Annotated in this window: 22 protein-coding genes; 6 read left to right on the forward strand and 16 right to left on the reverse strand. The window is 72.1% G+C overall.

All coding sequences use genetic code 11. The annotated features are described in order from the left end of the window. Positions 1–135: 135 nt before the first annotated feature. The gene (locus ACFYNP_RS04030; RefSeq protein WP_388403508.1) at positions 136–924 is read right to left on the reverse strand and encodes an inositol monophosphatase family protein; all 789 of its coding nucleotides are present in this window, start codon (positions 922–924) and stop codon (positions 136–138) included. Between the two features lie 108 nt (positions 925–1,032). Between ACFYNP_RS04030 and ACFYNP_RS04035 the strand changes: the two genes are divergently transcribed. Continuing rightward, the gene (locus ACFYNP_RS04035) at positions 1,033–1,986 is read left to right on the forward strand and encodes an Lrp/AsnC family transcriptional regulator (protein WP_388782401.1); all 954 of its coding nucleotides are present in this window, start codon (positions 1,033–1,035) and stop codon (positions 1,984–1,986) included. Between the two features lie 57 nt (positions 1,987–2,043). Here the strand turns inward: ACFYNP_RS04035 and ACFYNP_RS04040 are convergent, their stop codons facing one another. Then, positions 2,044–2,403 carry a nuclear transport factor 2 family protein gene (locus ACFYNP_RS04040; RefSeq protein WP_388782404.1) on the reverse strand — a complete coding sequence of 120 codons (360 nt, stop codon included), beginning with the start codon at positions 2,401–2,403 and terminating at the stop codon, positions 2,044–2,046. A gap of 138 nt (positions 2,404–2,541) precedes the next feature. On the opposite strand from ACFYNP_RS04040, the gene ACFYNP_RS04045 reads away from it, so the two are divergent. The 3 genes from ACFYNP_RS04045 (at position 2,542) to ACFYNP_RS04055 (ending at position 4,389) form a co-directional block, all read left to right on the forward strand. Beyond that, a complete protein-coding gene (locus ACFYNP_RS04045) occupies positions 2,542–3,360 on the forward strand; it encodes a MerR family transcriptional regulator (RefSeq protein WP_388782407.1) in 819 nt (272 codons plus the stop codon). A gap of 475 nt (positions 3,361–3,835) precedes the next feature. Beyond that, on the forward strand, positions 3,836–4,138 hold the full coding sequence (locus tag ACFYNP_RS04050) for a hypothetical protein (protein ID WP_388403519.1): 303 nt from the start codon (positions 3,836–3,838) through the stop codon (positions 4,136–4,138). 8 nt (positions 4,139–4,146) lie between these two features. Beyond that, the gene (locus ACFYNP_RS04055) at positions 4,147–4,389 is read left to right on the forward strand and encodes a hypothetical protein (RefSeq protein ID WP_388782410.1); all 243 of its coding nucleotides are present in this window, start codon (positions 4,147–4,149) and stop codon (positions 4,387–4,389) included. A gap of 178 nt (positions 4,390–4,567) precedes the next feature. Here ACFYNP_RS04055 and ACFYNP_RS04060 read toward each other — a convergent pair whose 3' ends face one another. Beyond that, the gene (locus ACFYNP_RS04060) at positions 4,568–4,924 is read right to left on the reverse strand and encodes a nuclear transport factor 2 family protein (RefSeq protein WP_388782413.1); all 357 of its coding nucleotides are present in this window, start codon (positions 4,922–4,924) and stop codon (positions 4,568–4,570) included. A 34-nt stretch (positions 4,925–4,958) separates the two neighbouring features. Beyond that, on the reverse strand, positions 4,959–5,702 hold the full coding sequence (locus ACFYNP_RS04065; RefSeq protein ID WP_388782416.1) for an SDR family oxidoreductase: 744 nt from the start codon (positions 5,700–5,702) through the stop codon (positions 4,959–4,961). A gap of 138 nt (positions 5,703–5,840) precedes the next feature. Between ACFYNP_RS04065 and ACFYNP_RS04070 the strand changes: the two genes are divergently transcribed. Both ACFYNP_RS04070 and ACFYNP_RS04075 read left to right on the forward strand, forming a co-directional pair. Further along, a complete protein-coding gene (locus ACFYNP_RS04070) occupies positions 5,841–6,683 on the forward strand; it encodes a helix-turn-helix domain-containing protein (protein ID WP_388403530.1) in 843 nt (280 codons plus the stop codon). 32 nt (positions 6,684–6,715) lie between these two features. Continuing rightward, positions 6,716–7,333, forward strand: coding sequence for a TetR/AcrR family transcriptional regulator (locus tag ACFYNP_RS04075; RefSeq protein ID WP_388782419.1), 618 nt, complete (start codon positions 6,716–6,718; stop codon positions 7,331–7,333). A gap of 49 nt (positions 7,334–7,382) precedes the next feature. On the opposite strand, the gene ACFYNP_RS04080 is transcribed toward ACFYNP_RS04075, so the two are convergent. The 12 genes from ACFYNP_RS04080 to ACFYNP_RS04135 all read right to left on the reverse strand — a co-directional run bounded on the left by ACFYNP_RS04080 (position 7,383) and on the right by ACFYNP_RS04135 (position 25,933). After that, positions 7,383–7,877 (reverse strand): VOC family protein, encoded by a 495-nt coding sequence (locus ACFYNP_RS04080; RefSeq protein WP_388782422.1) that lies wholly within the window; start codon positions 7,875–7,877, stop codon positions 7,383–7,385. A gap of 2 nt (positions 7,878–7,879) precedes the next feature. Continuing rightward, positions 7,880–9,157: an amidohydrolase family protein gene (locus ACFYNP_RS04085; protein ID WP_388782424.1), complete on the reverse strand. Its 1,278-nt coding sequence runs from the start codon at positions 9,155–9,157 to the stop codon at positions 7,880–7,882. A 39-nt stretch (positions 9,158–9,196) separates the two neighbouring features. Beyond that, entirely contained in the window at positions 9,197–10,663 is a 1,467-nt protein-coding gene (locus tag ACFYNP_RS04090; RefSeq protein ID WP_388782427.1) for an FAD-dependent monooxygenase, read from the reverse strand. Between the two features lie 545 nt (positions 10,664–11,208). Further along, positions 11,209–11,949 (reverse strand): thioesterase II family protein, encoded by a 741-nt coding sequence (locus ACFYNP_RS04095; protein ID WP_388403544.1) that lies wholly within the window; start codon positions 11,947–11,949, stop codon positions 11,209–11,211. Beyond that, on the reverse strand, positions 11,946–13,238 hold the full coding sequence (locus tag ACFYNP_RS04100; protein ID WP_388403547.1) for an acetyl-CoA carboxylase biotin carboxylase subunit family protein: 1,293 nt from the start codon (positions 13,236–13,238) through the stop codon (positions 11,946–11,948). Before ACFYNP_RS04100 ends, ACFYNP_RS04095 begins: the two co-directional genes overlap by 4 nt. Then, positions 13,235–14,812, reverse strand: a complete 1,578-nt coding sequence (locus ACFYNP_RS04105; protein ID WP_388782431.1) for a condensation domain-containing protein — start codon at positions 14,810–14,812, stop codon at positions 13,235–13,237. The genes ACFYNP_RS04100 and ACFYNP_RS04105 overlap by 4 nt, the downstream gene beginning before the upstream one ends. A gap of 20 nt (positions 14,813–14,832) precedes the next feature. After that, positions 14,833–16,092: a cytochrome P450 gene (locus ACFYNP_RS04110; protein ID WP_388782434.1), complete on the reverse strand. Its 1,260-nt coding sequence runs from the start codon at positions 16,090–16,092 to the stop codon at positions 14,833–14,835. Continuing rightward, positions 16,089–17,858, reverse strand: coding sequence for an amino acid adenylation domain-containing protein (locus tag ACFYNP_RS04115; protein WP_388782437.1), 1,770 nt, complete (start codon positions 17,856–17,858; stop codon positions 16,089–16,091). Before ACFYNP_RS04115 ends, ACFYNP_RS04110 begins: the two co-directional genes overlap by 4 nt. Continuing rightward, a complete protein-coding gene (locus tag ACFYNP_RS04120; protein WP_388403558.1) occupies positions 17,858–18,670 on the reverse strand; it encodes a thioesterase II family protein in 813 nt (270 codons plus the stop codon). The genes ACFYNP_RS04115 and ACFYNP_RS04120 overlap by 1 nt, the downstream gene beginning before the upstream one ends. Beyond that, positions 18,667–19,935 (reverse strand): MFS transporter, encoded by a 1,269-nt coding sequence (locus ACFYNP_RS04125; RefSeq protein ID WP_388403560.1) that lies wholly within the window; start codon positions 19,933–19,935, stop codon positions 18,667–18,669. The genes ACFYNP_RS04120 and ACFYNP_RS04125 overlap by 4 nt, the downstream gene beginning before the upstream one ends. Continuing rightward, on the reverse strand, positions 19,932–20,141 hold the full coding sequence (locus ACFYNP_RS04130; RefSeq protein ID WP_388403563.1) for an MbtH family protein: 210 nt from the start codon (positions 20,139–20,141) through the stop codon (positions 19,932–19,934). The genes ACFYNP_RS04125 and ACFYNP_RS04130 overlap by 4 nt, the downstream gene beginning before the upstream one ends. Beyond that, positions 20,138–25,933 (reverse strand): amino acid adenylation domain-containing protein, encoded by a 5,796-nt coding sequence (locus ACFYNP_RS04135; protein ID WP_388782440.1) that lies wholly within the window; start codon positions 25,931–25,933, stop codon positions 20,138–20,140. The genes ACFYNP_RS04130 and ACFYNP_RS04135 overlap by 4 nt, the downstream gene beginning before the upstream one ends. Between the last annotated feature and the right edge of the window lie 380 nt (positions 25,934–26,313).

Genomic DNA, 26,313 nt, shown 5'->3' on the forward strand with positions numbered 1-26,313 from the left:
ACCCCGACAGCATCTCCGGCTACGACATTCTTGCCGAAGCCCGTCCACATGCCCATCCGGGCGCTCCGGGGGGGCGTTCAGGGCGCTTCGGACCTGCGACGGAGGGAGGGCGCCTGCCGCGTGGGCCGATGGGTCTCATGAGAGCTCGGCGAGCAGGGCGAGTAGGTGTTGGTGCAGGGTGGCGGGGGCGGCCAGGAAACTGTCCGCCCCCGCCTGCCAGGCCCTGCCTGCGGCATCAGTGACATGGGCGCCGGCTTCTCGGGCGATCAGGGCGGCGCCGAGGAGGTTCTCGTCGTCGTGGCCGGCCTGCCAGAACGCATCGATGCGCCCCGCGGCCGTGTCGGCGATCTGCCACGAGGTGGGTCCCAGGTTGCGGACTGCGCCGACCCGCGGCAGGAGCACGCTCAAGGAGCGCCCGGCGGCCTGCACCGCCTGGGGCTGGGTGGCGGCGAACGGGGGCTGGCTGGTAGCGAGCAGGGTCAGGGCCAGATCCTGCTTGCCCGAGGGGCGGACCGGCACCCCGTCGCGGTAGGCGCCGTGGCCGCGCGCCGCCGCGTAGGTTTCCTCCAGTGCGGGGCTGTGCAGCACCGCGGCCACTGGTTCCCGGTCCTCCACCAAAGTGAGGCTGACGCACCACTGCGGCAGTCCCTGGAGGTACTGCACTGCGCCGTCCATCACGTCCACCACCCATACTTCCCCGGCGGGCAGCGGCTGGGAATACAGGTTCCCCGACCAGGGGACGCCGGGCCGAAGCGGGTCGAGGTGCTCGTGGAGCAGGGCCGCGGCCGGGGTGTCGACGGCGTCGAAGGCGGTTTTGAACTCGGCCAGGGTGCGGGCCGGCTGCGGGCGTTCCTGGCTGTCCAGCCAGGCGCCGACCGTGCGGGCGGCCTGGATCATCGGGGGCAGAAGTGCGGAAGGTGTCACGGGGATCTCCGAACGCGAGTGCTGATGTCCCCACCATGACGAATGTCCGCGCATGATCGACCGGTCAGGGTGACCCGGTAAGCGAAACGTGCTGATATGAAGCCCGTGATGGAGAAAACTGCCCTGGACCCCCTCGATCGGCGGCTGATCGCCGCTCTGCAGTGCGACGGTCGGCTGAGCACGGAGCGTGCGGCACGCGTCCTGGGGTTGAACGTGCGTCTCGTCCATCGGCGCCTGGCGGCACTGCTGGGCAGCGGCACGGTCCGGGTGGTCGCTGTGCGCCCGCGCGGTGGCGACTCCACCGCGATGCTGCTGCGCATCAAGGTGCTGCGCGGCAAGCTCGACACCATCACCGCTGCCCTGGCGGCTCGCCCCGACATCCCGTTCATCGACATGTCCGCAGGCGGGGACGAGATCACCGCCGTGCTGCTGGCCGAGGGGCACCGCAGCCGCCTGGTGTTCCGGCAGCTGCCCGCCACCAAGGCCATCACCTCCGTCATCGCCCAGACGGTCCTGCACGTCTACGCGGACGCCACCGACTGGCGGCTGGATGCCCTGACCGAGGACGAGCGCAGGGCGCTCACCCCGCCATCGCAGCCCAGCCGACCGCCGGCCGAACTGGACCCGCTGGACCAGGAACTGGCGGACGCGCTCCTGGCCGACGCACGAGTCACCGCCGCCTCCTTGGCCGCGCGCACCGGGCACCCGCAGTCCACCGTCCGTCGGCGCCTGAGTGCCCTGCTGCGCGACCGCGCCCTGGTCACCCACGTGGCCCTGGACCCCCGCGGACTGGGGCTGGACGTCGACGCCAACCTCTACCTCCAGATCCCTCCCGGACACCTGGACACCGCCGGGCGCGCTCTGGCGGCCCACCCGGCGGTGCACGGCGTCCTTGCCCTCACCGGGCCGTCCAACCTCAGCGTCGCCGTATGGCTGCACGATCTGGAGGACCTCCACCGCTTCATCACCCGCGACCTCGCATCCCTGCCCATCACCAGCATCGACACTGTTCTGGTGGGTCATGCGGTGAAACGACCGGGCCACCTTCCGGTCGGCGGTTGATCCCCGGGTGGCACGTCCTTGCGTTCGCGGAGCGCCACCCGGGCGCCCGGTCCGGGTTCAGTAGGCAGGTTCGTTACGGACGACGATCAGTGAGGTGATCTTGTCGTCGCAGACCGTGAAGTAGTTGGTCAGGAGCAGCTCGCCGTGCAGGTTGGTCTTGTCGTACTCGCCGTCGTAGCGGGCGCGCACGATCTGGTCGCCGTAGTGGTCCACGACCTCGGTCACCTCCAGGGTGATCTTGTCGCCGACGATCTCCTTGGCGACCCAGCGGCGGATGGCCGCGGCCCCGCGAAACTCACGGCGCACATCGTTGACGAAGGCGTCCTCGGCAAACGTGGCAACGATCGCGTCCTCATCGAAGGCGTTGACGGCGCGGACGTGCTCGGCGAGGACCGGAAGCAGCGCGGTACCGGACATGAGGGGACCTCCCTGGTGCGGGGTTCACGGCCACCGCCTCGGCGGCCTGGTCACCACACTCGGCGCTCCGGCTGCGGGAGGTTCAACACCGGATCTGACGGTCGACCCTCCCGCAGGGGGAGGGTCGATACTGGCGCGATGAAGCAGACACTGACAGTCGGTGACTTCTCGCGGGTGACGCACCTGAGCGTCAAGACGCTGCGTCACTACCACCAGGTCGGCCTGCTGAACCCCGACCAGGTCGACCCCGAGACCGGCTACCGCTACTACGCGCTCGACCAGGTCCCCACCGCGCAGGTCATCCGCCGCCTTCGGGACCTGGACATGCCCATCGCCGATGTCAAGGCCGTCCTGGCCACTTCGGACGCGACGGCCCGCGGCGAGGTGATCGTCAGGCACCTGGACCGCCTGGAAACGGAGCTGGCCCGGACCCGCACTGCGGTCGAATCCGTGCGCAACCTGGTGCAACGCCCGGCGGCCGCCTCCATCGAGTACCGCACAGTGCCGCCCTGCCCGGCCGTGGGCATTACCGCGGCCGTGGACCGCGGGGACCTGCTGCCGTGGTGGCAGGGCGCATTGGGGGAACTGCACGCCGCGGTCCAGGCCCTGGGCCTGGACCCGACTGGTCCCCCGGGTGGCTTGTACGCGAGCGAGATCTTCCAGGACGACCATGGCCAGGCCACGGTCTTCGTCCCGGCAGAGGGGCCCGTGCGCCCCATTGGCCGGGTCGAGCCGTTGCTCGTCCCGGCGGCCGAACTCGCGGTCATCACCCACCACGGCCCACTGGCCGACGTCGACCTCACCTACGGTGAACTCGGCGCCCACACCGTCCGACACGAGATCAGCGTCGCCGGCCCACTGCGCGAGTACTACGTGCGCGCCGCCCACAACAGCTCCGACCCCTCTCAATGGACCACCGAGATCGGATGGCCCATCTTCCGGGCCGAACACGACTAGGACCACTGTCGTCGCTTCGGGTCTGGTGGTTGGGGGCCGCTCGACGTCCACGGGAATGAGATCCAGTCCGGCGCGAGTTGGCGGGTGGCTGCCGTTCTCGGCATCGGTTCCCGCAACGCGTGATGGACCAGGAGATGGGCCCGGATCTGCTGGACGACGCCGTCCGCCGTATCGCTGCTGAGGACCAGAACCGACCTGGGAGAAGCCGCGCGCCAGGGCGCTGCCGCATGGGACGGACCGAGGCCTGTAGGTCGGTGGGGTCTCGGTCTGGCCGGCCGAATCGCACGGTCGTGGGCCCCGGGGCAGCCGGCTGATGGCTCCACCAGGCGTTCGCCCGCCGGAGAAGACGGGACATAGCCAGTCCGGATGATGCCTGATCGTTTCCTCGCGACGTGGGTGAGTAGGCGCCGGCCCGCCGTGGAAGGGCTGGGGTGCATGGCCCGCAGTCGGCGGGTTCGCGAGAGAGGTGCAGCGTATGCAGTTCCGGAGGGCGGCACTCGCCGCCATCGTGAGCGCGGTGGCACTCAGCACCATGGTCGGTCCCGTCGCCGTCGCGGCGGACCCCTCCTTCGCCGGTCTGAGGGCCGGCAGTTGCGGCGAGGCCGTCCGCAACACACGGGCCGATCTCCAGAGTGCGGGCGCCCCGACCGGCGCGACGGACTGGCAGGGCGTGCGCAACGCCGCGCAGGATTTCCTCAACCGACACCCCTGGAATGGTCCGGGCACCCAGGCACTCCGGGGGGACGTCAACGATCTGAACCGGCTGTGCGCACCGTAGGGCCCGTCATGGCGACGACAGCCCATGTGCGCACGGCCGTCGGACTCCTCCGCACACCGGGAGGCCAGTCAGCTCCCGGGCAGGCCACCAAGCAACCACCTACCGACGGGATCTCCATGCTGCGCCTTCTCGCCGCCGTCGCTCTCATCACCGCGGCGCTGACCGCCGCGCCGTCCCCCGACCCGTGTGACCGCTACCCGCACGGTTCCTATGCGTATGCCGACTGCGAGGCGCGGCAGCACTGGTCCTGAGCAAGCGGACAGGGGTGCCACTGCGCTCTTGACCGCGGTCGCACGGTGTGCTGGACGTCCCCACGGGGGAAACACCCCTTCGCTCCCGAACGCCGAGCCTGGCCCGAGGCACGAGGAGGGCCCGGCACTTCGGCGCCGGACCGGAGGGGGAATCCGCGGAGGTGGGGCGTCTCGCGGGTCAGATCTCGTTGTTCCACATGCGGAACATGGTGCAACGGGCGTTCTTGTCGAACGTGACGGTCCACAGGTTGGCGAAGGTGCCGAGTTCCTTGTAGCGGCCGGTGCATGCGATGGCCGCGGTGTCGCCGTTGAGGGTCAGGAGGGACCAGTCGAATGTCCAGCCGCCTTCCTGCCAGGGGGTGCGGCTCTGCCAGCCTTCGACGATGGCGTCGCGGCCGATCCAGTCCGTTTCGTAGGGCCACTCGTGGTACTCGGCCTGCGGGGTGAACAGCGCGGCGATGTCCTTCTCGCTGCTGCTGGTCCAGGCTCTCAGATACCCCTCGACCCAGGTGCGCACCTGGTCTTCGGTCACCATGACGGCTGCCTTTCTTCGCCGGAAGGCGTGCGGTTCAGCCTTGGGCGGTCGGGCGGACAACGAGTTCGTTGACGTCGACCTCGGCGGGCTGGGTGATCGCGTAGTGGACCGCCTCGCCGATCGCCGCTGCGGGGATCGCGATGGCCATCTGGCCCGCGACCGCGTCCTTGGTGTCCCGGTCGGCGATGGTCTCGGCCAGTTCGCTGTGGGTCAGACCGGGGCTGATCACGGTCACCCGCAGGTGTCGGCTCTCTTGACGCAGCCCCTCGGACAGGGCGCGGACCGCGTGCTTGGTGGCGCTGTACACGGCGGCGGTCGGGTCCACGCGCAGCCCGGACACGGAGGCGATGTTCACGATGTGCCCGGCGCCCTGGGCGGTCATGGTGGGCAGCACCGCGGCGATGCCGTGCAGGACTCCGCGCAGGTTGACGTCGATCATGCGATCCCACTCGTCGGTCCGCAGTGCGTCGAGGCGGGACAGGGGCATGACCCCGGCGTTGTTGACCAGGACGTCGATCCGGCCGTAATGGTCGAGAGCGGCCTGGACGAACGAGCGCATGCCCAGTGGATCCGTCACGTCCAGGGTGTGCGGCAGGGCGCTGCCGCCATCGGCTTCGATCTCCTTGGCGAGGGCCGCCAGGCGCTCCACTCGGCGCGCGCCCAGGACCACCTGATGGCCTGCTGCCGCCAGCCGTCGGGCGGTGGCTTCGCCGATGCCGCTGCTGGCCCCGGTGATCAGGACGGTCTTCGGGGCAGTCGTGGCGGCCGGGTACGTCATGCTCGTTCCTTCGTCAGGCCGACGGCCTCATGGGTGGACCGTCCGGTTCCGTCAGCATGGCCCCGATCCCGCGCAGGTGGCAGGAGGGCTCTTCCTGGGTGCCGCACTCCCAGGAACCGGCGGCGTAGGCTTTCGGGTATGAGCGGCAATGAACTGGGCGCCTTCCTGCTGGCACGCCGTTCGCGAGTCAGCCCGCAGGACGCGGGGCTGCCCCGCTCCACGAGCCGCCGGGTCAGCGGACTGCGGCGCGAGGAGGTCGCCGTCCTCGCCGGCGTCAGCGCCGACTATTACGCCCGCCTGGAGCAGGGCCGCGAGCGGCACCCCTCCGGCCAGGTCATCGATGCCCTCGCCCGGGCCCTGAACCTGGACTCCGACGCGTGCTGGCACGCCTACCGCCTGGCCGGCCTGGTGCCGCGCGACGACGCCCCCGGCGCGGAGCGCGTGGCACCCCAGCTGCGGCAGCTGATGGACGCGTTCCCGACCGCGGTCGCCTACGTCGTCAACCGCCGCCTGGACGTTCTCGCCTCGAACGCGCCGGCCGCCGCGCTGCTGTCACCGCTGGCGGACCCGCGCCACATGGTCCGCTCCCTCTTCCGCGACCCCGCCGCACGCACGCTGTTCGCGGAGTGGGAGAGCGTGGCGCGCGACACCGTCGCCGCGCTGCGGCTCGCCTACGGCCACGAGCGCCACGACCCCCACCTCGCGGCCCTGATCGCCGAACTCCGCGCGGAGAGCGAGACGTTCACGATCCTGTGGGAACGTCAGGACGTCGGACGGCTGGGCAGCCGGCACAAGACCTTCCAGCACCCCCTTGCAGGCCGGATGACACTCACGTACCAGACCTTCGAGGTGCAGGACGCTCCCGGGCAGAGCCTCCTCGTCGGCACCGCCGAGCCCGGCAGCACGGATGCCGACCGCCTGGCGCTGCTCTGCTCGGTGCGGCCCCGGGAGGACCGGCAGCCACTCGGCGCCCCCCGGTAACGGAAACCACCGTTCTTGTTTAGAGTGGGCGCATGCCCCGCTTGAGCGAAGAGCGCCGCGAAGAGCGGCGGCGCCACATCCTCACCAGTGCCTGGAGTTGCTTCTCCCGCAACGGCTTTCACGCCACGTCGATGGATGACGTGATCGCCGCGACCGGCATGTCCTCCAGTGCCGTCTACCGCTACTTCCGCAGCAAGGACGACCTCATCGACGCCGCAGCGGACGAGGCCCTGACACTGGTCGGTGAACTCCTCGAACGCCTCCTCGAACGCCGCCCCACCCCTTCGCCCGCCGAGGTCCTGCGGACCATGGCCGCCGAAGCCCGCGACCGGGGCGAGGGGCGGCCGTACGATCTGACCCGGATCGCGATCCAGGCCTGGGGCGAGGCACTGCGCAACCCGGCACTCGAAAGACGCACCCGGACCTTCTATCTGGGCATGCGCGACAAGCTCGCCGAACTGGCCCGTCGCTGGCGTGAAGAAGGCACTCTGTCCTCCACTGCGGACCCGGAGCAGGTCGCGACCGTCCTCATGACACTCATGCCCGGGCTCCTGGTCGGCCGCCACCTGGTGACGCCGGTCGACGCGGACCAGCTGGTCGGTGGCCTCTCCTGCCTCGCCCCGGCGCTCGACGGCGCTTCGCGCCCGTGATCATGGGGGCGGCCGGAACCGTGCCGGCCGTGGAGAGCGGCAGTCGGGGTCAGTGATGCCTGCCGACGGGGGCGGGGCCGGTACTGAGCCAGGGTGAGTCGTACTCGATATGTGCGCCGTCCAGGCCGTGAGGCGCGACGGTGTAGAGACGCAGGCGCAGCCCGTCGGGGTCGGGGATGACCAGGAGCCAGCCCACCAGGGCGACGACCGGCGGGGAGTGTGGAACGTCGAGAGTGTCCAAGTGGGTGATCCAATGGTCCAGGGCGGCCCGGTCGTTGACGGCCAGGGTGAGGAAGTCGTAGCCCGCAAGGGCGGTGGCGGTGGCCGGGTCCAGGCGCAGCTCCAGGCGAGTGCCCAGGCCGGGGACGTCGAGGACGATGCCGAAGAGCGTGCCGTCGGGGCGGCGGTGGTCCAGCTCGGTCAGGCGGTGGGCGCCCAGCACCCTGCCGTACCAACGAGCGCTGCGCTCCAGGTCGGTGACCGGCAGCTTGAGGTGATGGATGCCCAGAGGCACGGGGTTCGTCGAGGCGCTGCCGGTGTTCATGGCTACTCCTGGGTCCGGTCCTTGGTCTGTTCTGCGAGAGGGGCAGTGCGCTCGACGAGGGTGCCGGTGCGCCACAGGGCGGTGATGGCGCGCAGAGCGGTGATGTCGCGGGTGGGGTCGCCGGCGACGAGCAGCAGGTCCGCCCGGAGTCCCGGTCCGATGCGCCCGCGGTCGGAGAGGCCGAACGCGTCGGCGGGCGCGGAGGTGGCGGCCGTCAGGGCTTGGGCGGGGGTGAGTCCGGCCGCGACGAGCAGGGCGAGTTCGCCGTGGTAGCTGATGCCGTGGGTGGTGGGATGACCGTGGCCGCCCGTGCCGTCGGTGCCCGCGAGCAGGGGCACGCCGAGGCGGAACATCCGCAGGGCGGCGTCGGCGGCGTACTGGGGTTCCACTCCGATGGGGCCGATTCGCCGGGCGGGGTCGGTGGTGCGGATCTCGTCCAGGTCTGCCAGCCACTGCGGGTCTGCGTAGGGGCGAAGCCTGGGATCGTCGCAGAGTTCGTACTCGGCAGGGACGGCGGTCATGCCGGTGAGCGCGGTGAGAGTGGGCACGATGAACACGCCGGCCGCCACCGCTGCTTCGATCAGGGCCTGGTCGCTCGGACCGTCGGCGGGGGCGTGGGCCAGGCCGTCGATGCCGCAGTCGATGGCCTGACGCGCCGCGCTGCGGGTGAGGGTGTGGGCGACGGTCCGCAGTCCCCGCTCGTGCGCCGCCCGGATCAGGGCGGTGACCGTCTGCGGGGACATGAGGGGCAGCGGCTTGCCGATGGCGGTGCCGTCCTCGATGAAGATCTTCAGATGATCCGCGCCCTCGGCGACCCGGGCCGCGACGAACGCGTCGGCCTCGTCGGGCCCGCCGACCGTGGGGAACGGTTCGATCATGCCGAGCTCGACCAGCTGGCAGGGGTGGCCGCCGGGGGCGGTCGCGCCGGTGGTCGCGACGCGTACATCGGCCAGATCGTCCCGCTCGTCGGCGGCGGCACGCATCCGGCGGGCGGTCTCGGCGGAGCCGCCCATATCGAGCTCGGTCGTGATCCCGAACAGCAGCGCCTGGCGCAGCTGCGCGGTGTCGGTGGTGTGGGTGTGCGCGTCGATCAGACCTGGCAGCAGGGTGCGCCCGGCGCCGTCCAGGACCGTCGCCCCGTCAGGGGCCTCCAGGCGGGTTCCGACAGCGGCGATCACCGGGCCGTCGATGAGGACGTCCTGTGCGGACAGCAGCCGGCTTCCGTCGAAGACGGCTGCCTGGCGGATGAGGGTGGGGGAAGTGGCGTGAGCAGTAGTCATGTCCGTGTCTCCTTGAACGGGGCCGCTGTTCGGGAGGACCTACCGGGGCAGGTACTGGCCCAGGCGTTCGGCGACGGTGGCCGGATCGCCGGGGACGCCGGAAGCGGCCAGGTGTCCGTCGGGGCGCACGAGGAGCGTGGTCGGCAGGTTCCGGATGTACCGGACGGCCAGCTCTCCGCGCCTGCTCGCCGTGATACCGCGCCGCGGTTCGCCCGGCAGAGCCAGGGTCCAGCGGAGGCCGTCGGGCGGGACGGCGAGCGGTGAGACGCGCGTGCCCGGGCGAGGATGGCCGAGGTCGGGCTCGTCGGTGTATGCGATGTCCAGCTGGGCCAGGGTGGCGGCCAGCCAGTCGGTGATGCCGGGGGTGGCCGCCGCTGCCGCGAGGAGCGCGTTGCGGCGTCGGCTCGCCGCCGGGTCGGCAAGGGTCGCGATCCGGGCGAACTGGCTTGTCAAGGCGACGAGTTGGGCCGCCACGGGCTGCCGCTCACGGTGATAGCTGTCGAGGAGCGTCTCGGGAGCAGCGCCGGACAGGACTGCGTGCAGCTTCCAGGCCAGGTTCCCGGCGTCCTGCATCCCTGTGTTCATGCCCTGGGCGCCGGCCGGACTGTGCGTATGGGCGGCATCCCCGGCCAGGAACACCGGTCCGGCGCGGAACTGCTCGGCCACCCGCTCCTGGGCCCGGTAGGTGGAGGCCGCCACGATCTCCAGCACCCGCTGCCGCTTTCCGGCAGGGCCGCGCGTGGCCAACAGCCGCTCGACGTCGTCCGCACCGGGTGCGGACGTGCCGGCCGCCACGGGTGCGACCAGACGGTGCAGTCCGTCGGAGAGCGGGGACATGAGCAGCAGCCCCGCCTCCGACAGGTAGAACGCGGCATCGTCGGACGTTGTTGTCTGCCGCCCGGGAGCGAGGCGGACGTCGGCGAGCGCGAACAGCTGCTCCGGCGAATCCCCCGGGAACGCGACCCCGGCCGCCGTTCGCACCGTGCTGTAAATGCCGTCGCAGCCGACGAGATACCGGGCGGTCAGCGCATGCACCGCGCCGTCCGGTCCAGCGACCGTCGCAGTCACGCCCGGGAAATCTGCGATGAAGCCCAGCAGTCGGTGCTCGCGGTGTACGGCGCCGCCCAGCTCCACGAGCCGCCGCGCCAGGACTTCCTCGGTGGTCTGCTGGGAGGCCAGCAGCATGTAGGGGTGCGGTGTGTCGAGACGGTCGTAACAGGCCCGCAGCAGTGTCCGGTCCCGGTCGCGCAGGCAGAATCCGCGCCCCTTCTTCCCGCGCTCGACAAGGGCCGCACCGACTCCGATCCGGTCCAGATACTCCAGCGTCCGCGGCTGTACCGCGGCTGCCTTGGATCCGGGCTGGATCCCGGCATCGCGGTCGATCAGCACGTGGTCCACGCCCAGTCGGCGCAGGCTCGCCGCCAGAACCAGACCTGTGGGCCCCGCTCCGGAGATCAGAACGTCCGTCCGACACGGAAGGGAGTGGGCTGCTGGCGATTTCGGCATGATGCGCTCCTCGCCGTCCGGCGGGGCGGCGGCCGGGTGAGAACGAGCGGCACCGACCCCACGTCAAACGAAAACGCACGTTTGCGTTTCATGGTGACGGTAGCAGGAGGTCACCCATAGCGCAAACGATCGTTCCCTTTTGCTTCTCGGGGGGCGAGGCGTCCCGTCCGGCCGCTTCGGCGGACGACGACACGACCCGGCGCGACTGTGCGCCGGCTCGCCGGGTGATCGCGCGGCGAGCCGAGCACAGGCTTGAGGCTGGGGCAGCGGGTGAAGACCTGGGTGGCGTGGCCGGCGCCGTCACCGAAAGCGGGCGGGCTCGCGCGGACGAGGAGCATGCACCGGGGTGGTTGGGGGAGCCCGGAGCGCTCCGTGTGCGGGGCCGGTTCACCGTTGCCGACCCCGGCAAAGCCGGGCTGCTCCGTGTGGCGCCGGGTGTCGTAGATCCTGGTCGGGCCGTCGGGGTCGCTGTCCCGGTGGGTGGTGACCGTCATCGTGGTCCGTCCCGGTGACACGATCACAGGGGACGGATCACCTCTCAGGGTTCAGGCGAGGTCGGCGGCGATCAGTTCCGCCACCTGTCGGGTGTGCTCGGTGAGGTAGAAGTGACCGCCCGCATAGGCGTGGAAGCGGATGTCCTTCGTGCCGTGCCGCTTCCATTCCATGACCGCGTCCGCCGGGGTGCGGGAGTCACGGTCGCCTGTGAGCACGGTCAGCGGACAGGACGGTTCGGGGCCCGGCCGCCAGCTGTAGGTGCGTACGGCCCGGTAGTCCGCCCGCAGCGCGGGCAGGATCAGCTCCAGGAGCGCGGGGTCGGAAAGCAGCTCGGCGTCCGTGCCGTCGAGCGCCCGCAGGTCGTCGAGGATGCCCTGGTCGTCGGTGATCTCCTGCTCGCTCTCGACGCCACGCGAGGGGGCGGGGCATCCGGAGACGTACAGCCGCGCGGGGTTCAGGAGGCGGGCTGCCTCGTACGCCACCAGGGCGCCCATGCTGTGTCCGAACAGCACCACCGGGCGGTCGTCCAGGGCCGGTTCGAGCGCGGCGACGACCTGCCGGGCCAGCTCGTGGAGGTCGTCCACGGCGGGTTCGTGCCAGCGGTCCTGGCGGCCGGGGTACTGGACGGCCAGTACGTCGGCCACCTCGCACAGTTCCGCGGAGAGGGGGACGAAGTAGCCCGCCGCGCCGCCCGCGTGCGGCAGGCACACCAGCTGGACCGGGCGGGTCGCCGGGTCGGGCGTGGTGTGGAACCTGCGCAGCCAGGTCCTGGGGCCCACCGCGGCCGTCATGCGCCGGCCTCGCTCACGTCGGTGAGCGCCGCGGCGGTCGCCTCGCGCACGGTGCTGTCAGCTCGGCTGAAGACGTACGTCAGCTTCGGCAGCGCCTCCTCCAGGGCGTCGAGCATCGCCGTGTGGTCGGCGCAGGAGCCCCAGATGACGTCCAGCGGCGTGGTCATCACCCCGCCGGCCAGGTCGGTGCCCGGGCGGACGTAGGGGCGGATGCCGTCGATGCCCTCGACCTTGCGCACGTCCTCGGCCCCGTGGATCGCCTCCAGCCGGCACGGCTCGACCGGGGCCATGGTGTTGAACAGGAAGTGGACGCGGCCGCCGTAGTCGAACTCCGGGATCTGCGAGGTGTCCCCGAGGGCGAGGAGGCCGCCGAGGCGCACCATGTCGACGCCGCAGACCCGGCGGCTCATCAGGTTGAGATGGCCCGAGAGCCGGCCGTTGACCTCGATGATGCGCGGGCCGTCGGCCGTGAGCTTCAGCTCGGTGTGGGTGATGCCGTAGCGCACTCCGAGGGCGTCCAGGGCGCGGGTGGTGAGGTCGGTGACCTCCGCCAGGACATCGGCCGGCAGGTGCGAGGGCCAGTAGCTGCCCAGCTCGCGGAACGGCTTGAGCAGCGGGAACTTGCCGGTCACCGCCAAGTGCCGCACGCCCTGCGGCGTGCAGACGCTCTCCACGGACACGTAGTCCCCATAGGGCGCGCTCGGCACGCCCTGCAAGAGCTCCTCGACCGTGTACGCGGCCTCCGTGCCCTCGGGGAAAAGCCGCGGCAGCAGCTCTTCCATCTCGGCGGCGGTCGTGACGGCGTAGGTGTCGCGACTGCCGCCGCCGCGCACCGGCTTGACGATGGCGGGCAGACCCACGGCGTCGTACACCCGCGGCCACTCGTCGGGTGAGCTCAGCGGGTGGGAGCGGACCTTGTCGACGCCGGCGTCGCGCATCACCCGGCGCTGGCGGATCTTGTCGGTGACCGTCGCGGCCACCTCCGGGGTGTGGGACGGCAGGCCCAGCGCCTCGGCGATCTCCGCCGTCCTGCGGACCATGCGCTCGCTGTAGGTCACCACCGCGTCCGGCGCCAGGTCCCGCGCCAGGGCGATGTCCCCCTCCGTGGTACCCGTGAGCGGCACGACGGTCCCGAAGTTCTCCAGGACGGGCCGCAGCCGTTCGGCGTGGCCGGTGGGCGGGAGCAGGAACACGATGTCCCCGAGGTCGGCCAGGCCGACCCCGATCTCGCCCGCGGAGGCCGCGCCGTCGTCGTAGAGCACCGCAAGGGTGCGGCGCCGCTCGCTCATGCGGTGCCTCCGGCGGCCGTGAGGGCGGCCTCGAAGTGGCGGGCGTACTCGCGCACGCGGGCCTCGTCGAGCAGCGCGGGGTCGTAGGCGACCGTGACGCGGCTGCCGGCCTCGGCGCCGTCGACCTCGAAGTCGACACGGAAGGGGAAGCTCGGCTTGCCCTTCACCCACCAGTCGCGGGTCCGCAGGCCCTGGGTGCCGTCCAGGTCCCCGTAGACGTGGAAGTTCATGAAGTTGAAGGTCACGTCGAAGGGCGGCCGGCCCAGGCGGCTCTCGATCTGCGCGAGCGGGAAGGCACGGTAGGGCGCTCCGTCGCGCTCCGACGCGTGGGCCCTGCGGGCCAGCTCGGGCAGGGGCGCGCCGAGGTCCGTCAGTCGCAGCGGCACCGTGTTGAGGTAGAGGCCGACCATCAGGTCGGCGCCCGGCCGCTCCGGGCGGGTGTTGACGACGACACCGCTGACCACGTCGTCGCGGCCGGTCCAGGTGGACAGGGCACGCGCGTGGGCCGCGAGCGCCAGCGACTTCAGCGAGACGCCGGCGTCGCGGGCGGTGGCGCGCATGCCGTCGAGCACCACACCGGGCACGGTGAACTCGACTCCGGCGACCGCGTTGGCCGCGCCGTGGAACTGCCCGCGGGAGAACAGCAGCGGCTCGCTGTCGGCCTGCCCGTGCCAGAAGTCGGCGGCCTCGGCGGAGGCGAGCAGCTCGCGCTCGGCGACGATGAAGTCGTGCTCGCCGGTGACGGGCGGCCGCGGCAGTTCGGCGTCCTCGCCGCGCAGCTTGGCGGCGTACAGCTCCAGCAGGTCGACGATGAGCCGACCGTAGCTCCAGCCGTCGACGATCGCGTGGTGGCTGGCGATCGCGACGTGGAAGGAGTCGGGCTGGGCCACGACGTGGCAGCGGAACAGGGGCGCCCGGCTCCAGTCGATGGGCAGGGTCAGGCCCTCGCGGCTCCAGGTGCGGATGCTGACGTGGCCCTTGGCCGGGTTGTCGTCGCCGATCCGCTCGACGGTCAGCGGGGGTTCGACCTTCTCCCACTGCAGCTGCACCGACTCGGAGTACGTGCCGAGGTCGAAGGAGGTGCGCAGTGCGGCGTGGCGGTCGCACAGCTCGGCCAGGGCCTCGCGGAACAGCTGCTCGTCGAAGGCGGCGACGGTCTCCCAGCCGATGATGGAGTGGTAGAGCTCCGGGTCACCGCTGGTCTCGCACAGGTAGATGATGCCGACCTGGAGGGCGGAGGCGGGCAGGGCCGCCGCGACGCCGGCCGGCACGAGGATGCGGTCGCTGGGGTCGAGAAGCGCGTCCCGCTCCACGGCCGGCGCCGGGGCGGCGGCGGGCGCGGGGGCCTGTGTCGCGAGATGGTCGGCCAGCTCGCGGACGGTCGGGTGGAAGAGGAGGTCCTTGAGGGTCATCGCGATGCCCCGCTCCTGCACGGCCGAGACGACGCGCAAGGCGATGAGCGAGTCGCCGCCCAGGGCGTAGAAGTCGTCGTCGGGGTCGACCTCCTGGCCACCGAGCTGCTCGCCGACGATGCCGGTCAGTAGGGCGGTCAGGTCCGTCGCGGACTGCGCCATGGTGTGGGGGTTCCTCTCGTTCATCGGCCCGCCACCGCTTCGACGCGGCGCGGTACGGCGCGGACCGGAAGGCTGGTGAAGCCCGCGACGAAGTTGGACACAAGGTGCTGCGGTTCGCCGGCCGGCACGAACTCCTCGAACCGGTCGAGGACTTCCTCGAAGAACAGGCGCAGGGTGAGGCGTGCCACGGTCGCCCCCAGGCAGTAGTGGGCGCCGTAGCCGAAGGCGATGTGACGGTTGTCGGAGCGGCGGACGTCGAAGCGGTACGGGTCCGGGAAGACGTCGGCGTCACGGTTGGCCGAGCCGACCCACACGGCGACGGCCTCGCCCCGGGGCACCACACCCCCGGCGATCTCCACATCGTCCACGGCATAGCGCAGGAAGCTGCTGGCCGGGGAGGTCCAGCGCAGCCCCTCCTCGACGAGCGAGGGGATCAGCCCGGGGTTCTCGCGCACGGCGCGGAGCTGGTCGGGGCGCTCCATCAGGGCGAGGGCGGTGCCGGCCACGGTGTGCGGGGTGGTCGCGTTGGCGCCCAGGAGCAGGCTGTAGCAGTTGACGACCACCTCCTCGCGGGTCAGTTCGCCGTCCCGCATGGTCATCAGCAGCCGGAAGGCATCGTCGCCGTCGGTGCCCCTGCGGGCCTCGTACTGCGTGGCGAAGTACTCGAAGAGCTGGTGGTGCGCGATGGCGAGGGTGGCGTGCGGGTTGCGGATGGTGAACACCGGGTCCTGCGGCGCGGCGGCCATGCCCGTCCACTGGACCAGGTCCTTCCAGTCCGGCTCGGGCAGGTCCATCAAGGCGCCGGCGATCGCCATCGGCAGCATGGTGGCCTGCTGGGCCAGGTCCCAGACCGGCCCGTCGAGGGCGCCGGCGACCAGGGAGCGCACGGCCTCGCGGATGCGGTCCTCGCTGCGGGCCAGGCCGCGGCCGGTGAACAATTTGTTCAGGGGGCGGCGCAGTTCGCTGTGGCGGGGCGGGTCGGTGGCGACGAGCATCCGGCCGGATGCGGCGTCGTCGTGTCCGAGCTGGCTGAGCAGGCTGCCGCGCTCGGAGGTGAACTCGCGGTGGCTGCCCAGGACCCGGCAGGCGTCGTGGTAGCGGGTGACGTTGAAGAAGGCGCGTCCGTCGGGCAGTTCGCTGCGGTGCAGCGGGGCCCGCTCGCGCATCACGGCCCAGGCGGCGTGGGGATCCCCCTTGGCGTGGTAGGCCGCGTCGAACAGGTCGACGCGGGACAGGTCGACCGCGGCCCGGTCGGCGGCCGTGACGTCGGTCAGCTTCACCTGGTCACTCCCGCCTGCGTCAGGGACCGGGCCAGTCCGGCCGGGGTCGGGTCGAGGTAGAAGGAGATCGGGGAGATCTCCACGCCGAACTCGCGGTGCAGTTCGGCGATGAGCGCCACCGCGAGCAGCGAGTGCCCGCCGAGCTCGAAGAAGTCGTCGTCGGCGCCGATCCCCTCCAGTCCCAGGTGGTCGCACCACATGCCGGTGACGGCCTGCTCCAGGACGCCTTCGGGCGCGCGGTGGGAGGCGTTGACCTCGGGGCGCTCCTGGACGGAGCGCTGTTCCAGCGCGGTGCGGTCGACCTTGCCGTTCGGGGTGAGCGGGAGCTCGTCGACCACGCGCACCAGGGAGGGGACGGCGTAGGCGGGCAGGGTCTCGGCGAGCCGGGTGCGTATTTGGAGCGCGGAGGGCCGGGCCGTGGTGTCGGCGGGGACGACGTAGGCGATCAGCCGGCGGGCGCCGGAGCCGTCGCGCGGGGCGACGACCTCGGCGCGGGCGACCGCAGGCAGGGCGGTCAGCGCGGCCCCGACCTCGCCGGTCTCGATGCGGAAGCCGCGTACCTTGACCTGGCCGTCGGCGCGGCCGAGGAACTCCAGGGTGCCGTCGGCGGTGCGGCGTGCCAGGTCGCCGGTGCGGTACATGCGCTCGCCGGGGGCACCGGTGGGGGCGGCGACGAAGCGGGCGGCGGTCAGGCCCGGGTTGCCGAGGTAGCCGTGGGCGAGGCCGGTGCCGGTCGCGTAGATCTCGCCGGTCTCGCCGTCGGCGACGGGGCTCAGCCGCTCGTCGAGGAGCAGGACGCCCGTGCCGGAGACGGGCCGGCCGACGGGGACGGCCGGCGCCCCGGTCGGCTCGGTCATGGGGTGCACGGTGGTGAACGTGGTGTTCTCGGTGGGCCCGTAGCCGTTGGCGACGACCGTGTGCGGGAGCGCGGCGAGCGCCCGGTCGACGTGTGCGGCCGAGAGGGTGTCGCCACCGGCCAGCAGCTGGCGCAGTGCGGGCAGGTCGCGCAGCCCGAGGTCCACGGCCTGGTGGAAGAGGCCCGCGGTCAGCCACATGACGCTGACCCGCTCCTCCCGTGCGAAGGAGAGCAGTCCTTCCAGGGAGAGGTCGCCGTCGGGCGCGACGGCGAGGCGGGCGCCGTTCAGCAGGGCGCCCCAGATCTCCAGCGTGGAGGCGTCGAAGGCGAGCGGCGCGAAGTGCAGGAACACGTCGTCGGGCGTGGCGGTCAGGAAGTCCGCGCCGCGCACCAGGCGCAGCACCGCGCGGTGCGGGACACACACGCCCTTCGGGGTGCCGGTGGAGCCGGAGGTGTAGGCGACGTAGGCGACGCGGTCACCGTCGGCGACGGGCGCCGGCGGGGCCGTCCCGGGCTCCGTCTCCTCCGAGGGCTCGTCCAGGGGGACGAGCACGGTGTACGCGTCCCCGAGGTCGTCGGCGGCGCCCTTGTCGGCGAGCACCACGCGGACCGCGGCGTCGCGCAGGATCAGGTCGCGGCGTGCGGCCGGCTGGCGGCGGTCGAGGCCGAGGTAGGCCGCGCCCGCCTTGAGGACGGCGAGCAGGTGGACGGCGGTCGCGGCGCCGCGGCCGGCGGCGAGGGCGACGACCTCGCCGGGGCGTACGCCCTCGGCGCGCAGACGGTGGGCCAGCCGGTTCGCGCGGGCGTCGAGTTCGGCGTACGTCAGCGTGGCGTCGTCGCCGGTGACCGCGGTGCGGTGCGGGTGTTCGGCCGCGAGGCGGGCGAACAGGGAGTCGATGGTGTCGGTCATCAGTGGTGTCCTTCGACGGGCGAGGAGACGGCCACGGCGGGCAGCGGGGCGCCGGGCAGGGCCAGCGAGTGCAGCAGCCGGGTCAGTTCGGCCGGGGCGTTCAGGAACGCGTAGTGCGCGCCCGGCAGTTCGGTGAAGGTGACCTGCTCGGACCACTCCTGCCAGCCGGTCAGCTCGGCGGGTTCGATCTCCGGGTCCTCGCTCCAGGTGAGGGCGGTGACGGCGGAGGGCAGCCGGGCCGGCTCCGGCCGGTGGTAGAGGCGGTTGGCGTCGAGGTCCTGGTGCAGCACGTGCAGGGTCAGTTCGATCAGCATGGGGTGCGCCTCGCCGCCGCGGGCGACGACGAGTTCCGACAGCTCGGCGCCGAGCGCCTCGTCGGTCATGTCCAGGAACCGGTCCTTGGGGCAGTCCTGCGGGGCCACTTGTGCGGAGACGACGACCTCGCGCGGCACCGGTCCGCCCAGCTCCGCGAGGCGCAGCGCGGTCTCGAAGGCGGGCAGGGAGCCCGCGCAGTGCCCGAAGAACACGGCCGGCCGGTCGAGGTAGGGCAGCAGCTCGTCGGCGAGGTTCTTCGCGAGGTCCTGGTAGGTGCCGTAGTGGGCCTCGCGGAAGCGGTTCTCGCGTGCGGGCAGCTGCACGGGGCAGATCTCGACGTCCCCGATCATCCGCGGCCACTGGTTGAACATCGAGGCGCCGACGCCCGAGTACGGGAAGCAGAAGACGCGGGCGGCCGCGTCGTCCGACGGCTTGCGCAGCAGGGAGCGCGGGAACTTCGCGGGGGCGGTCGGGGCGGCGTGGGCGGATGCGGTCATGCCTTGCTCTTCTCTGCGGCCTCGGCCCCGGCCTCGTGCCCGGCCTCCGATTCGGGTACGTCGGTCACGGTGCGCACCGAGCGCAGGAGCAGGACGGCCGGTCCCGCGAGCATGATCAGCGCGGCGGCTCCGTACAGCGCGGTCTGTACGCCCACGGCGTCGGCCACCGGACCGGCGCCCGCCATGCCCAGCGGCACCAGGGCGAAAGAGCCCAGGGACTCGTACGACATGACGCGCGACAGGGCGTGCGGCGGCACGTTCTTCTGGAGCGCCGTGTCGAGCAGGACCTCGTAGATGTCGATGACGATGCCGGCCAGGAAGGTGGCGGCGGCGATCGCGGCGAGCGGTGCCTCGGCGGCCATGAGCAGCACCGACAGCGGGAAGCCCATGGTGAGGAGTGCGGCCGCGCGCACCGGGCGGCGCGGCCGGAACTTGATGGCCACCACGCTGCCCACGATGAAGCCGAGGGCCTGCGCGATGAGCACCACGCTCCAGGCGCCGGCCCCGCCCAGCGACCGGTCGGCCATGACCGGCCCGAGGACGTAGAAGCTGCCGGCGAGCAGGACGTTGACGTAGGCGAGTTGGGAGACCATCACCCAGACCCACTGCTTGGCCGTGAACTCCTGCCAGCCCTCGCGGATCTGCCGGATCAGCGTGGGCGCGTCGGACGGCGGCGGCTGGTGGGCGACCTTGACGCCGAGCAGCAGCAGCGCGGACAGAGTGAAGGTCGCAGCGGGCACGACCATGGTGTTCCCGGCCCCGATGGTGGAGACCAGCACACCGCCCAGGGCGGCGCCGAGGATGCCGCCGCCCCGCATCGAGAGCTTGAGCAGGGAGTTGGCGGACTGCAGGTCGTCGCCCGAGACGAGCAGCGGCATCGCGGAGCGCGAGGCGGGCTCGAAGAGCGCGGTCGCCGCTCCGGCGAGGGCCGCGAAGCCGGCCAGCATCCACGGGGTGGCGTGCCCGGTGATGACCAGGACGGCGGCGAGCCCCTGGGTGAGGCCGGCGGCCAGGTCGGCGCCGACCATGACGCGCAGTTTCGGCAGCCGGTCGGCGATCGCCCCGCCGAGCAGGACGAACGTGACCTGGCTGAGCAGCCGCGCGGCCAGGACGACGCCGAGCATCGTCGGGGAACCGCCGGGCAGGTGCAGCACGGTGAACGCGAGCGCGATCGGGGCGATCGCGTTGCCGAGCAGGGAGGTGGACCTGGCGGCGAACAGCGCGAGCACGGAGCGGTCCTTCAGGATCGCGAAGTCGCTGGTCATACTGGTGCGCCCTCCTCGACGGGGGCGGGACGCAGGTCGGTCCAGTTCGCCTCCACATAGGCGAGGCACGCCTCCCGGCTGTCGGTCGGCAGGACCACCGTCCAGCCGGTCGGCACCTCGGCGAACTCGGGCCACAGCGAGTGCTGTCCCCGGGCGTTGACGATCACCTGGAAGCGGCCGGTCTCGTCGTCGAACGGATTGGTCATCGGTCATTCCCCTGCTTCTCGCTGCGCCGGGCAGCGGTGGTCTCGGCCAGCGCCTCTGCGAGAACCGGCCCCATCTGGGCCAGCGACTCCGGCTGGTTCATGGCGGTGTGGGTGGTCTTGACGGAGTGCCAGGTGACCTGGCCGGCGACGTACTGCTCCCAGACGTCGGGCATGGGCGCGCCGTCGTTACGGCCCTCGGTGGCCAGGAAGAAGAGCACGTCCCCGAGGAATTTCTCCGGCTCGTGGTCCTTGACGATGTGGCGGTTGTGGGACATCGCCGTCAGCAGTGCGACGAGCTGGTCCTCGGTGAGGCTCGCCAGCGCACCGGTGTCCTGCTTGAGCACCTCCAGGACGTCGGTGATCTCCTTGGAGCCGGCCTGCGGCACCACGCCGGGCCGCTCGGGGTCGAGGAGGGCGGCGACCATGTTCTGCTCGTTGACGCGGTAGTGGTCGGGCACGCCCGGGTAGCAGTCGAGCATCGCGAGCAGAGCCGTCCCGTCGCCCTCGGCCTGCAGCTGGGTGGCCATCTCGAAGGCGACGACGCCGCCGAAGGACCAGCCCAGGAAGTGGTAGGGCCCCTGGGGCTGGATGCGCCGGACCTCCTGGACGTACGTGGCCGCCATCTCCCGTACGGTCGCGGGCATGTCGTCGGGGTGCAGCAGGCCTCGGGCCTGGATGCCGTAGACGGGCATGTTCTCCGGTACGTACTTGAGGAAGCTGGAGTAGCTCCAGGCGAGGCCGCCGCCGGGATGGATGCAGAACAGCGGCTTCAGGTCGCCGCCGGTGCGCAGCGGCAGGACCGTCTCCAGGGCGGCGGCGCCGTTGTCGACGCCGGCCCGCTCGGCGAGGCCGGCGACGGTGGGCGCCTCGAAGAAGGAGACCATGGACAGTTCCAGCCCGAGGGCGGTGCGGACCCGGGCGATGAGCCGGGCGGCCAGCAGCGAGTGCCCGCCGAGCTGGAAGAAGTCGTCGTCGATGCTGACGTGCGGCAGGCCGAGGACCTCGGCGAACAGCTGGCACATGACCTCTTCGCGCGGGCTGCGCGGGGCCCGGCCGGAGGTGGTGGCGCCGATCTCGGGGCGCGGCAGCAGGTCGCGGTTGAGCTTGCCGTTGCCGCGCAGCGGCAGCGCATCGAGCAGGACGTACGCGGCCGGGACCATGTAGTCGGGCAGCCGGGCGGCGACCTGGCCGCGCAGCTCGTCCGGGGTCGGCGCCTCGGTGCCTTCGACGGGCACGACGTAGGCGGCCAGGCGCCGGTCGCCCGGCTGGTCCTCGCGCACCACGACCGCGGCCCGGGCGACGGCCGGGTGTTCGGCCAGCACCTCCTCGATCTCGCCGAGCTCGATGCGGAAGCCGCGCAGCTTGACCTGGCCGTCGACGCGGCTGACGAAGTCCAGCGTGCCGTCCTTGCGCCGGCGGGCGAGGTCGCCGCTGCGGTACATGCGCTCGCCGGGCCCCCCGAAGGGGTCGGCGACGAAGCGGGTGGCGGTGAGACCCGCACGGCCCAGATAGCCGCGGCCGACCCCGATGCCGGCCAGGTACACCTCGCCGACGACGCCGACGGGCACCGGGTTCAGGTGCGCGTCGAGGACGTGGACGCGGGTGTGGGAAAGGGGGCCGCCGACGGGGATGCGCCCGTCGAGGTCCGCCGCGGTGACCGGGTGGACGCACGACATCATCGTGTTCTCGGTGGGGCCGTACTGGTTGACGACCTCGCAGCCCCACTCGTTCAGGAGCGTGCCCGCCTCCGGGGCACGCAGCGCCTCGCCGCCGGTGCCGACCAGGCGCAGCGCGGCTACGTCGGCGGGCCGGAGGTCGTAGGAGAGCACGGCCTCCAACAGGGACGGGACGATGAACAGGATCACCGTGGGGCGGACGGCGCGCAGTTCGTCGACGACGACGCGCGGGTCGCGGGCGCCGTCGGCGGGCAGCAGCGCCACCGTGGCGCCGACCGCGAGCGGCGCGAACAGCTCACGGACGGAGGGGTCGAAGCCCAGGGCGGTGATCTGAAGGCTTGTGTCGGCGGGGGTGAGCCGGAAGCGCTCGATCACGTCGGTGAGGCGGGTGGCGACACCGCGGTGCTCGATCAGGACGCTCTTGGGCCGGCCGGTGGAGCCCGAGGTGTAGATGATGTACGCCAGGTCGCCGGCGCCCGCGACGGGGGCGGGGCGGTGCACGGCGGCGGCGGCGAGCTCCTCGTCGCGGTCGGCCCGCAGCAGCCGTACCCGCTCGGGCAGGCTGAGGTCTTCGCCGAGGTCGGCCTCGGTGAGCAGGACGGTGGCGCCGCAGTCGGCGAGCATGAACTCACGCCGCTCCGCCGGGTGTTCGGCGTCCAGGGGGACGTAGGCTCCGCCGGCCTTCCACACGCCGAGGATCGCCGCGACGGCTTCGGGGCCGCGCCGCAGGCACAGCGCGACCCGGCTGTCCGGGCCGACGCCGAGGGCGCGCAGCCGATGGGCGTACTGGTTGGCGCGCTCGTCGAGTGCGCGGTAGGTCCAGGTGGCGCCGGACTGGGTGAGGGCGACGGCGTCCGGCGTCGCGTCCGCCTGGCGTTCGACCAGTTCGGCGGTCAGCTCGGTGGTGGCGGGCCGCGTCGAGGTGTCGTTCCAGCGCACCAGCGACGCCCGCTCCGCCTCGGTCAGCAGCTCGACCTCGCTGATCCGGGTGACGGGGGCGGTGGCGACGGCGCGCAGCAGCCGGGCGAGGCGGCCGGCGATCGACTCGGCGGTGTCGCGGTCGAACAGCGCGGTGCTGTACTCCAAGGCGGACCGGATGCCGAGGGCCTCGCCGTCGGCGCCGCGCCGCTCCTCGAACTTGAAGGACAGGTCGAACTTGGCTGTGCCGCTGAGGACGGGGTAGGCGGTGCCGGTGACGCCGGGCAGGCCGAAGTCGTCCGGCATGCTGTTCTGGGCGGCCACCATCACCTGGAACAGCGGGTGGCGGGCGGCCGAGCGCACGGGGTTGAGCGCCTCCACGAGCCGCTCGAACGGCAGGTCCTCGTGGTCGAACGCGGAGAGGTTCACCGCGCGCAGGCGCCCGAGCAGCTCGACGAAGCTGGGGTCGCCGGAGGTGTCGGCGCGCAGGACCAGGCTGTTGACGAAGAAGCCCACGAGCGGGGTCAGCGCGTCGTCGGTGCGGCCGGCCACGGCGTTGCCGAGCGGGATGTCGGTGCCCGCGCCGAGCCGGGTGAGCAGGGCGGCGACGGCGGCCTGAAGCACCATGTTGACGGTGGTGCCGGTGGTCCGGGCCAGGGCCGCCACCGCGGTGTGCAGCTCCTGGTCGAGGTCGCCGACGACCATGCCGCCGGCGAAGTCGCCGCCGGCGGGCCGCGGCCGGTCGGTGGGCAGGTCGAGCTCGTCGGGCAGCTCCGCGAGCGTCTTCGTCCAGAAGTCCAGCTGGCGCGAGACGAGGCTGTCCGGGTCGTCCTCGCCCGCGAGCAGCTCGTGCTGCCAGGCCGCGTAGTCGGCGTACTGGACGGGCAGCGGTTCCCAGTCGGGGGCTGCCCCGGCCAGACGCGCCGTGTAGGCCTGGGCCAGGTCGCGGATCAGTGGTTCGAGCGACCAGCCGTCGCCCGCGATGTGGTGCAGGACGAGGAGCAGGACCCATTGTTCTTCGCCGGTGCGCAGCAGCCGGGCGCGGAGCGGCAGGTCGCGGGTCAGGTCGAAGGGGGCGCGGGCGGCGGCCGTCACCTGCTCGTCGACCAGCTCGGGCGTGGTCTCGACGACCTTCAGTTCCGGCCGCGCGTCGCCGGCGGCGAGGACGCGCTGGTGGGCGACGCCGTCGCGCTGCGGATAGACGGTGCGCAGCACCTCGTGACGGGCCACCACGTCGCGCACGGCCGCCTCCAGCGCGGCCACGTCGATTCCGCCGGTGAGGTGCAGGGCGTGCGGGATGTGGTAGGCGGCCGTGCCCTCGTGGACCTGCTGCAGGAACCAGAGCCGCTGCTGGGCGTACGAGAGCGGGGCGTCGCCCTCGCGGGTGCGGGCCCGTACGGGCGGGCGGGTGCGTCCTGCGTGCGCCCGGGCCGCGAGCGAGCCCGGGGTACGGGCGTCGAAGAGGTCCTTGACGGCGACCTCCAGGCCCAGGACCGCGCGGATGCGGTTGACGAGGCGGATCGCCATGAGGGAGTGGCCGCCGAGGGCGAAGAAGTCGTCGTCGGGGGTGACCGAGGTGCGGCCGAGGACCTGCGCGAACAGCTCGCACAGCAGTTCCTCGCGCAGCGAGCGGGCGGACGCCGCCCCGGCGCCGGCGGCGGTGGCGGCCGGCGCGGGCAGCTTGTCGCGGTCCAGCTTGCCGTTGACCGTCATCGGGAACTCGCTCATCGCCCGGAAGGCCACGGGCACCATGTACGAGGGCAGCAGCGCGAGCAGGTGGTCGCGCAGCCGCGCCACGTCCAGGGCGGCGCCGTCGGCGAGCACGACATATCCGGCCAGCTCGCGCTCCCCGTCGAACTCCTTGACGGCGACGGCCGCCTGGCGCACGTCCGGGTGGGCGGCCAGCGCGGTCTCGATGTCGCCGAGCTCGATGCGGAAGCCGCGGATCTTGACCTGGGCGTCGCGGCGACCGCGGTATTCGAGGTCGCCGTCGGGCAGCCGGCGAGCGAGGTCGCCGGAGCGGTAGCCGCGCAGCGGCGAGCCGTCCGCTGCGGTGAGGGTGACGAACCGTTCGGCGGTCAGGTCGGGGCGGCCGAGGTAGCCGAGGGCGACGCCGGGTCCGGTGACGACGATCTCGCCGGTCTCCCCGTCGGCGACGGGGGTGAGGTCCTCGTTCAGGAGCTCGATGCCGAGGTCCGGCAGCGGGCGGCCGATGAGACTGCGGTCCTGCTCCAGGTCGGCGGCCTTCACACGGCGGTGGGTAGCGTGCACGGTGATCTCGGTGATGCCGTACATGTTGACGAGTTCGGGCGTGGCGTCGCCGTACTTGTCGATCCAGGGCGCGAGGTCGGAGAACCTGAGGGCCTCGCCGCCGAAGACCACGGAGCGTACGGACAGCCGGTCCGCGTGGCCGCGCTCCTCGGCGATCAGCTGGCCGAAGGCGGTGGGGGTCTGGCTGAGCATGGTGACCCGCTCGTCGCGCAGCAGGGCGCGGAAGCGGGCGGGATCCTTGGCGATGTCCCCGGGGACGATCACGACGGTGCCGCCGTACAGGACGGCGCCCCAGATTTCCCAGACGGAGAAGTCGAAGGCGAAGGAGTGGAACATCGACCAGACGTCGTCGGGCCCGAAGCCGAAGAGCGACTCGGTCTCGGAGAACAGCCGCACGACGTTGCCGTGGGTGACCTCGACTCCCTTGGGGCGGCCGGTGGTTCCCGAGGTGAAGATGATGTACGCCCGGGTGTCCGGGGTGATCGTCATGGGCCGCAGGGGCGCGGCCGGCGTCTCCTGCGGGGGGCCGTCGAGGACGAGGACGTCCTGCCCGGCGGGGAGCACGGATGCCAGCCGGGCAGTGGTGAGGACGAGCGCGGGCGCCGCGTCCTCCAGGATGGTGGCCAGGCGGGCTGCCGGGGCTCCCGGGTCGAGCGGCACGTAGGACGAGCCGGTCATCAGGGCCGCGAGGGCGGCCACCACCATGTCGCAGGAGCGCTCCAGGAGGATCGCGAGCGGCCGGGAGGGCTGGTCGGTCCGCGCCTGGATCCGTGCCGCGAGGTCCGTCGACGCGGCTTCGAGTTCCTCGTAAGTCAGCCTGTCCGTACCGCACTTGACCGCGACGCGTTCCGGATGGCGCTCGGCGGTCGCCAGGAAGGCACTCACCAGAGTCGCTTCGGCCGAATGGTTGGCAGCACTGTTCGGCATGCCCAGATCCCCCGCTTCCGAGAAGGGTGCGACGTACGTCCGCACTCGATCGAAAGTGATCGGCGGAACCGTACTGATGGCGAGAACATAAGAGCGCTTGCCAGATCTTGTCAATGTATTGCCTAAGCCGAGGCAGCTCGCTACCTTCAGGTTGTAACCCCTGATCAGACGCTTCGGGCCACCGCCTGGACCGATCGACGCGCCGCCCGGCCCAACCGTGGGCCAAGGCGGCGAAGAGGAAGAGAAACCCCATGCAACGCATCAGTCGTATACTTCTGGCCGCCCTCGCCGTACTCACCCTGGGCGCCTCCGCGGCCGTCGTCGCTCAGGGCGGCCAACCCATGCGGGACACGGCGCAGCAGGAGTCCATCGAATGGCCG

This window comes from Streptomyces sp. NPDC006691 (genome assembly GCF_042869955.1).
GTDB lineage: Bacteria > Actinomycetota > Actinomycetes > Streptomycetales > Streptomycetaceae > Streptomyces.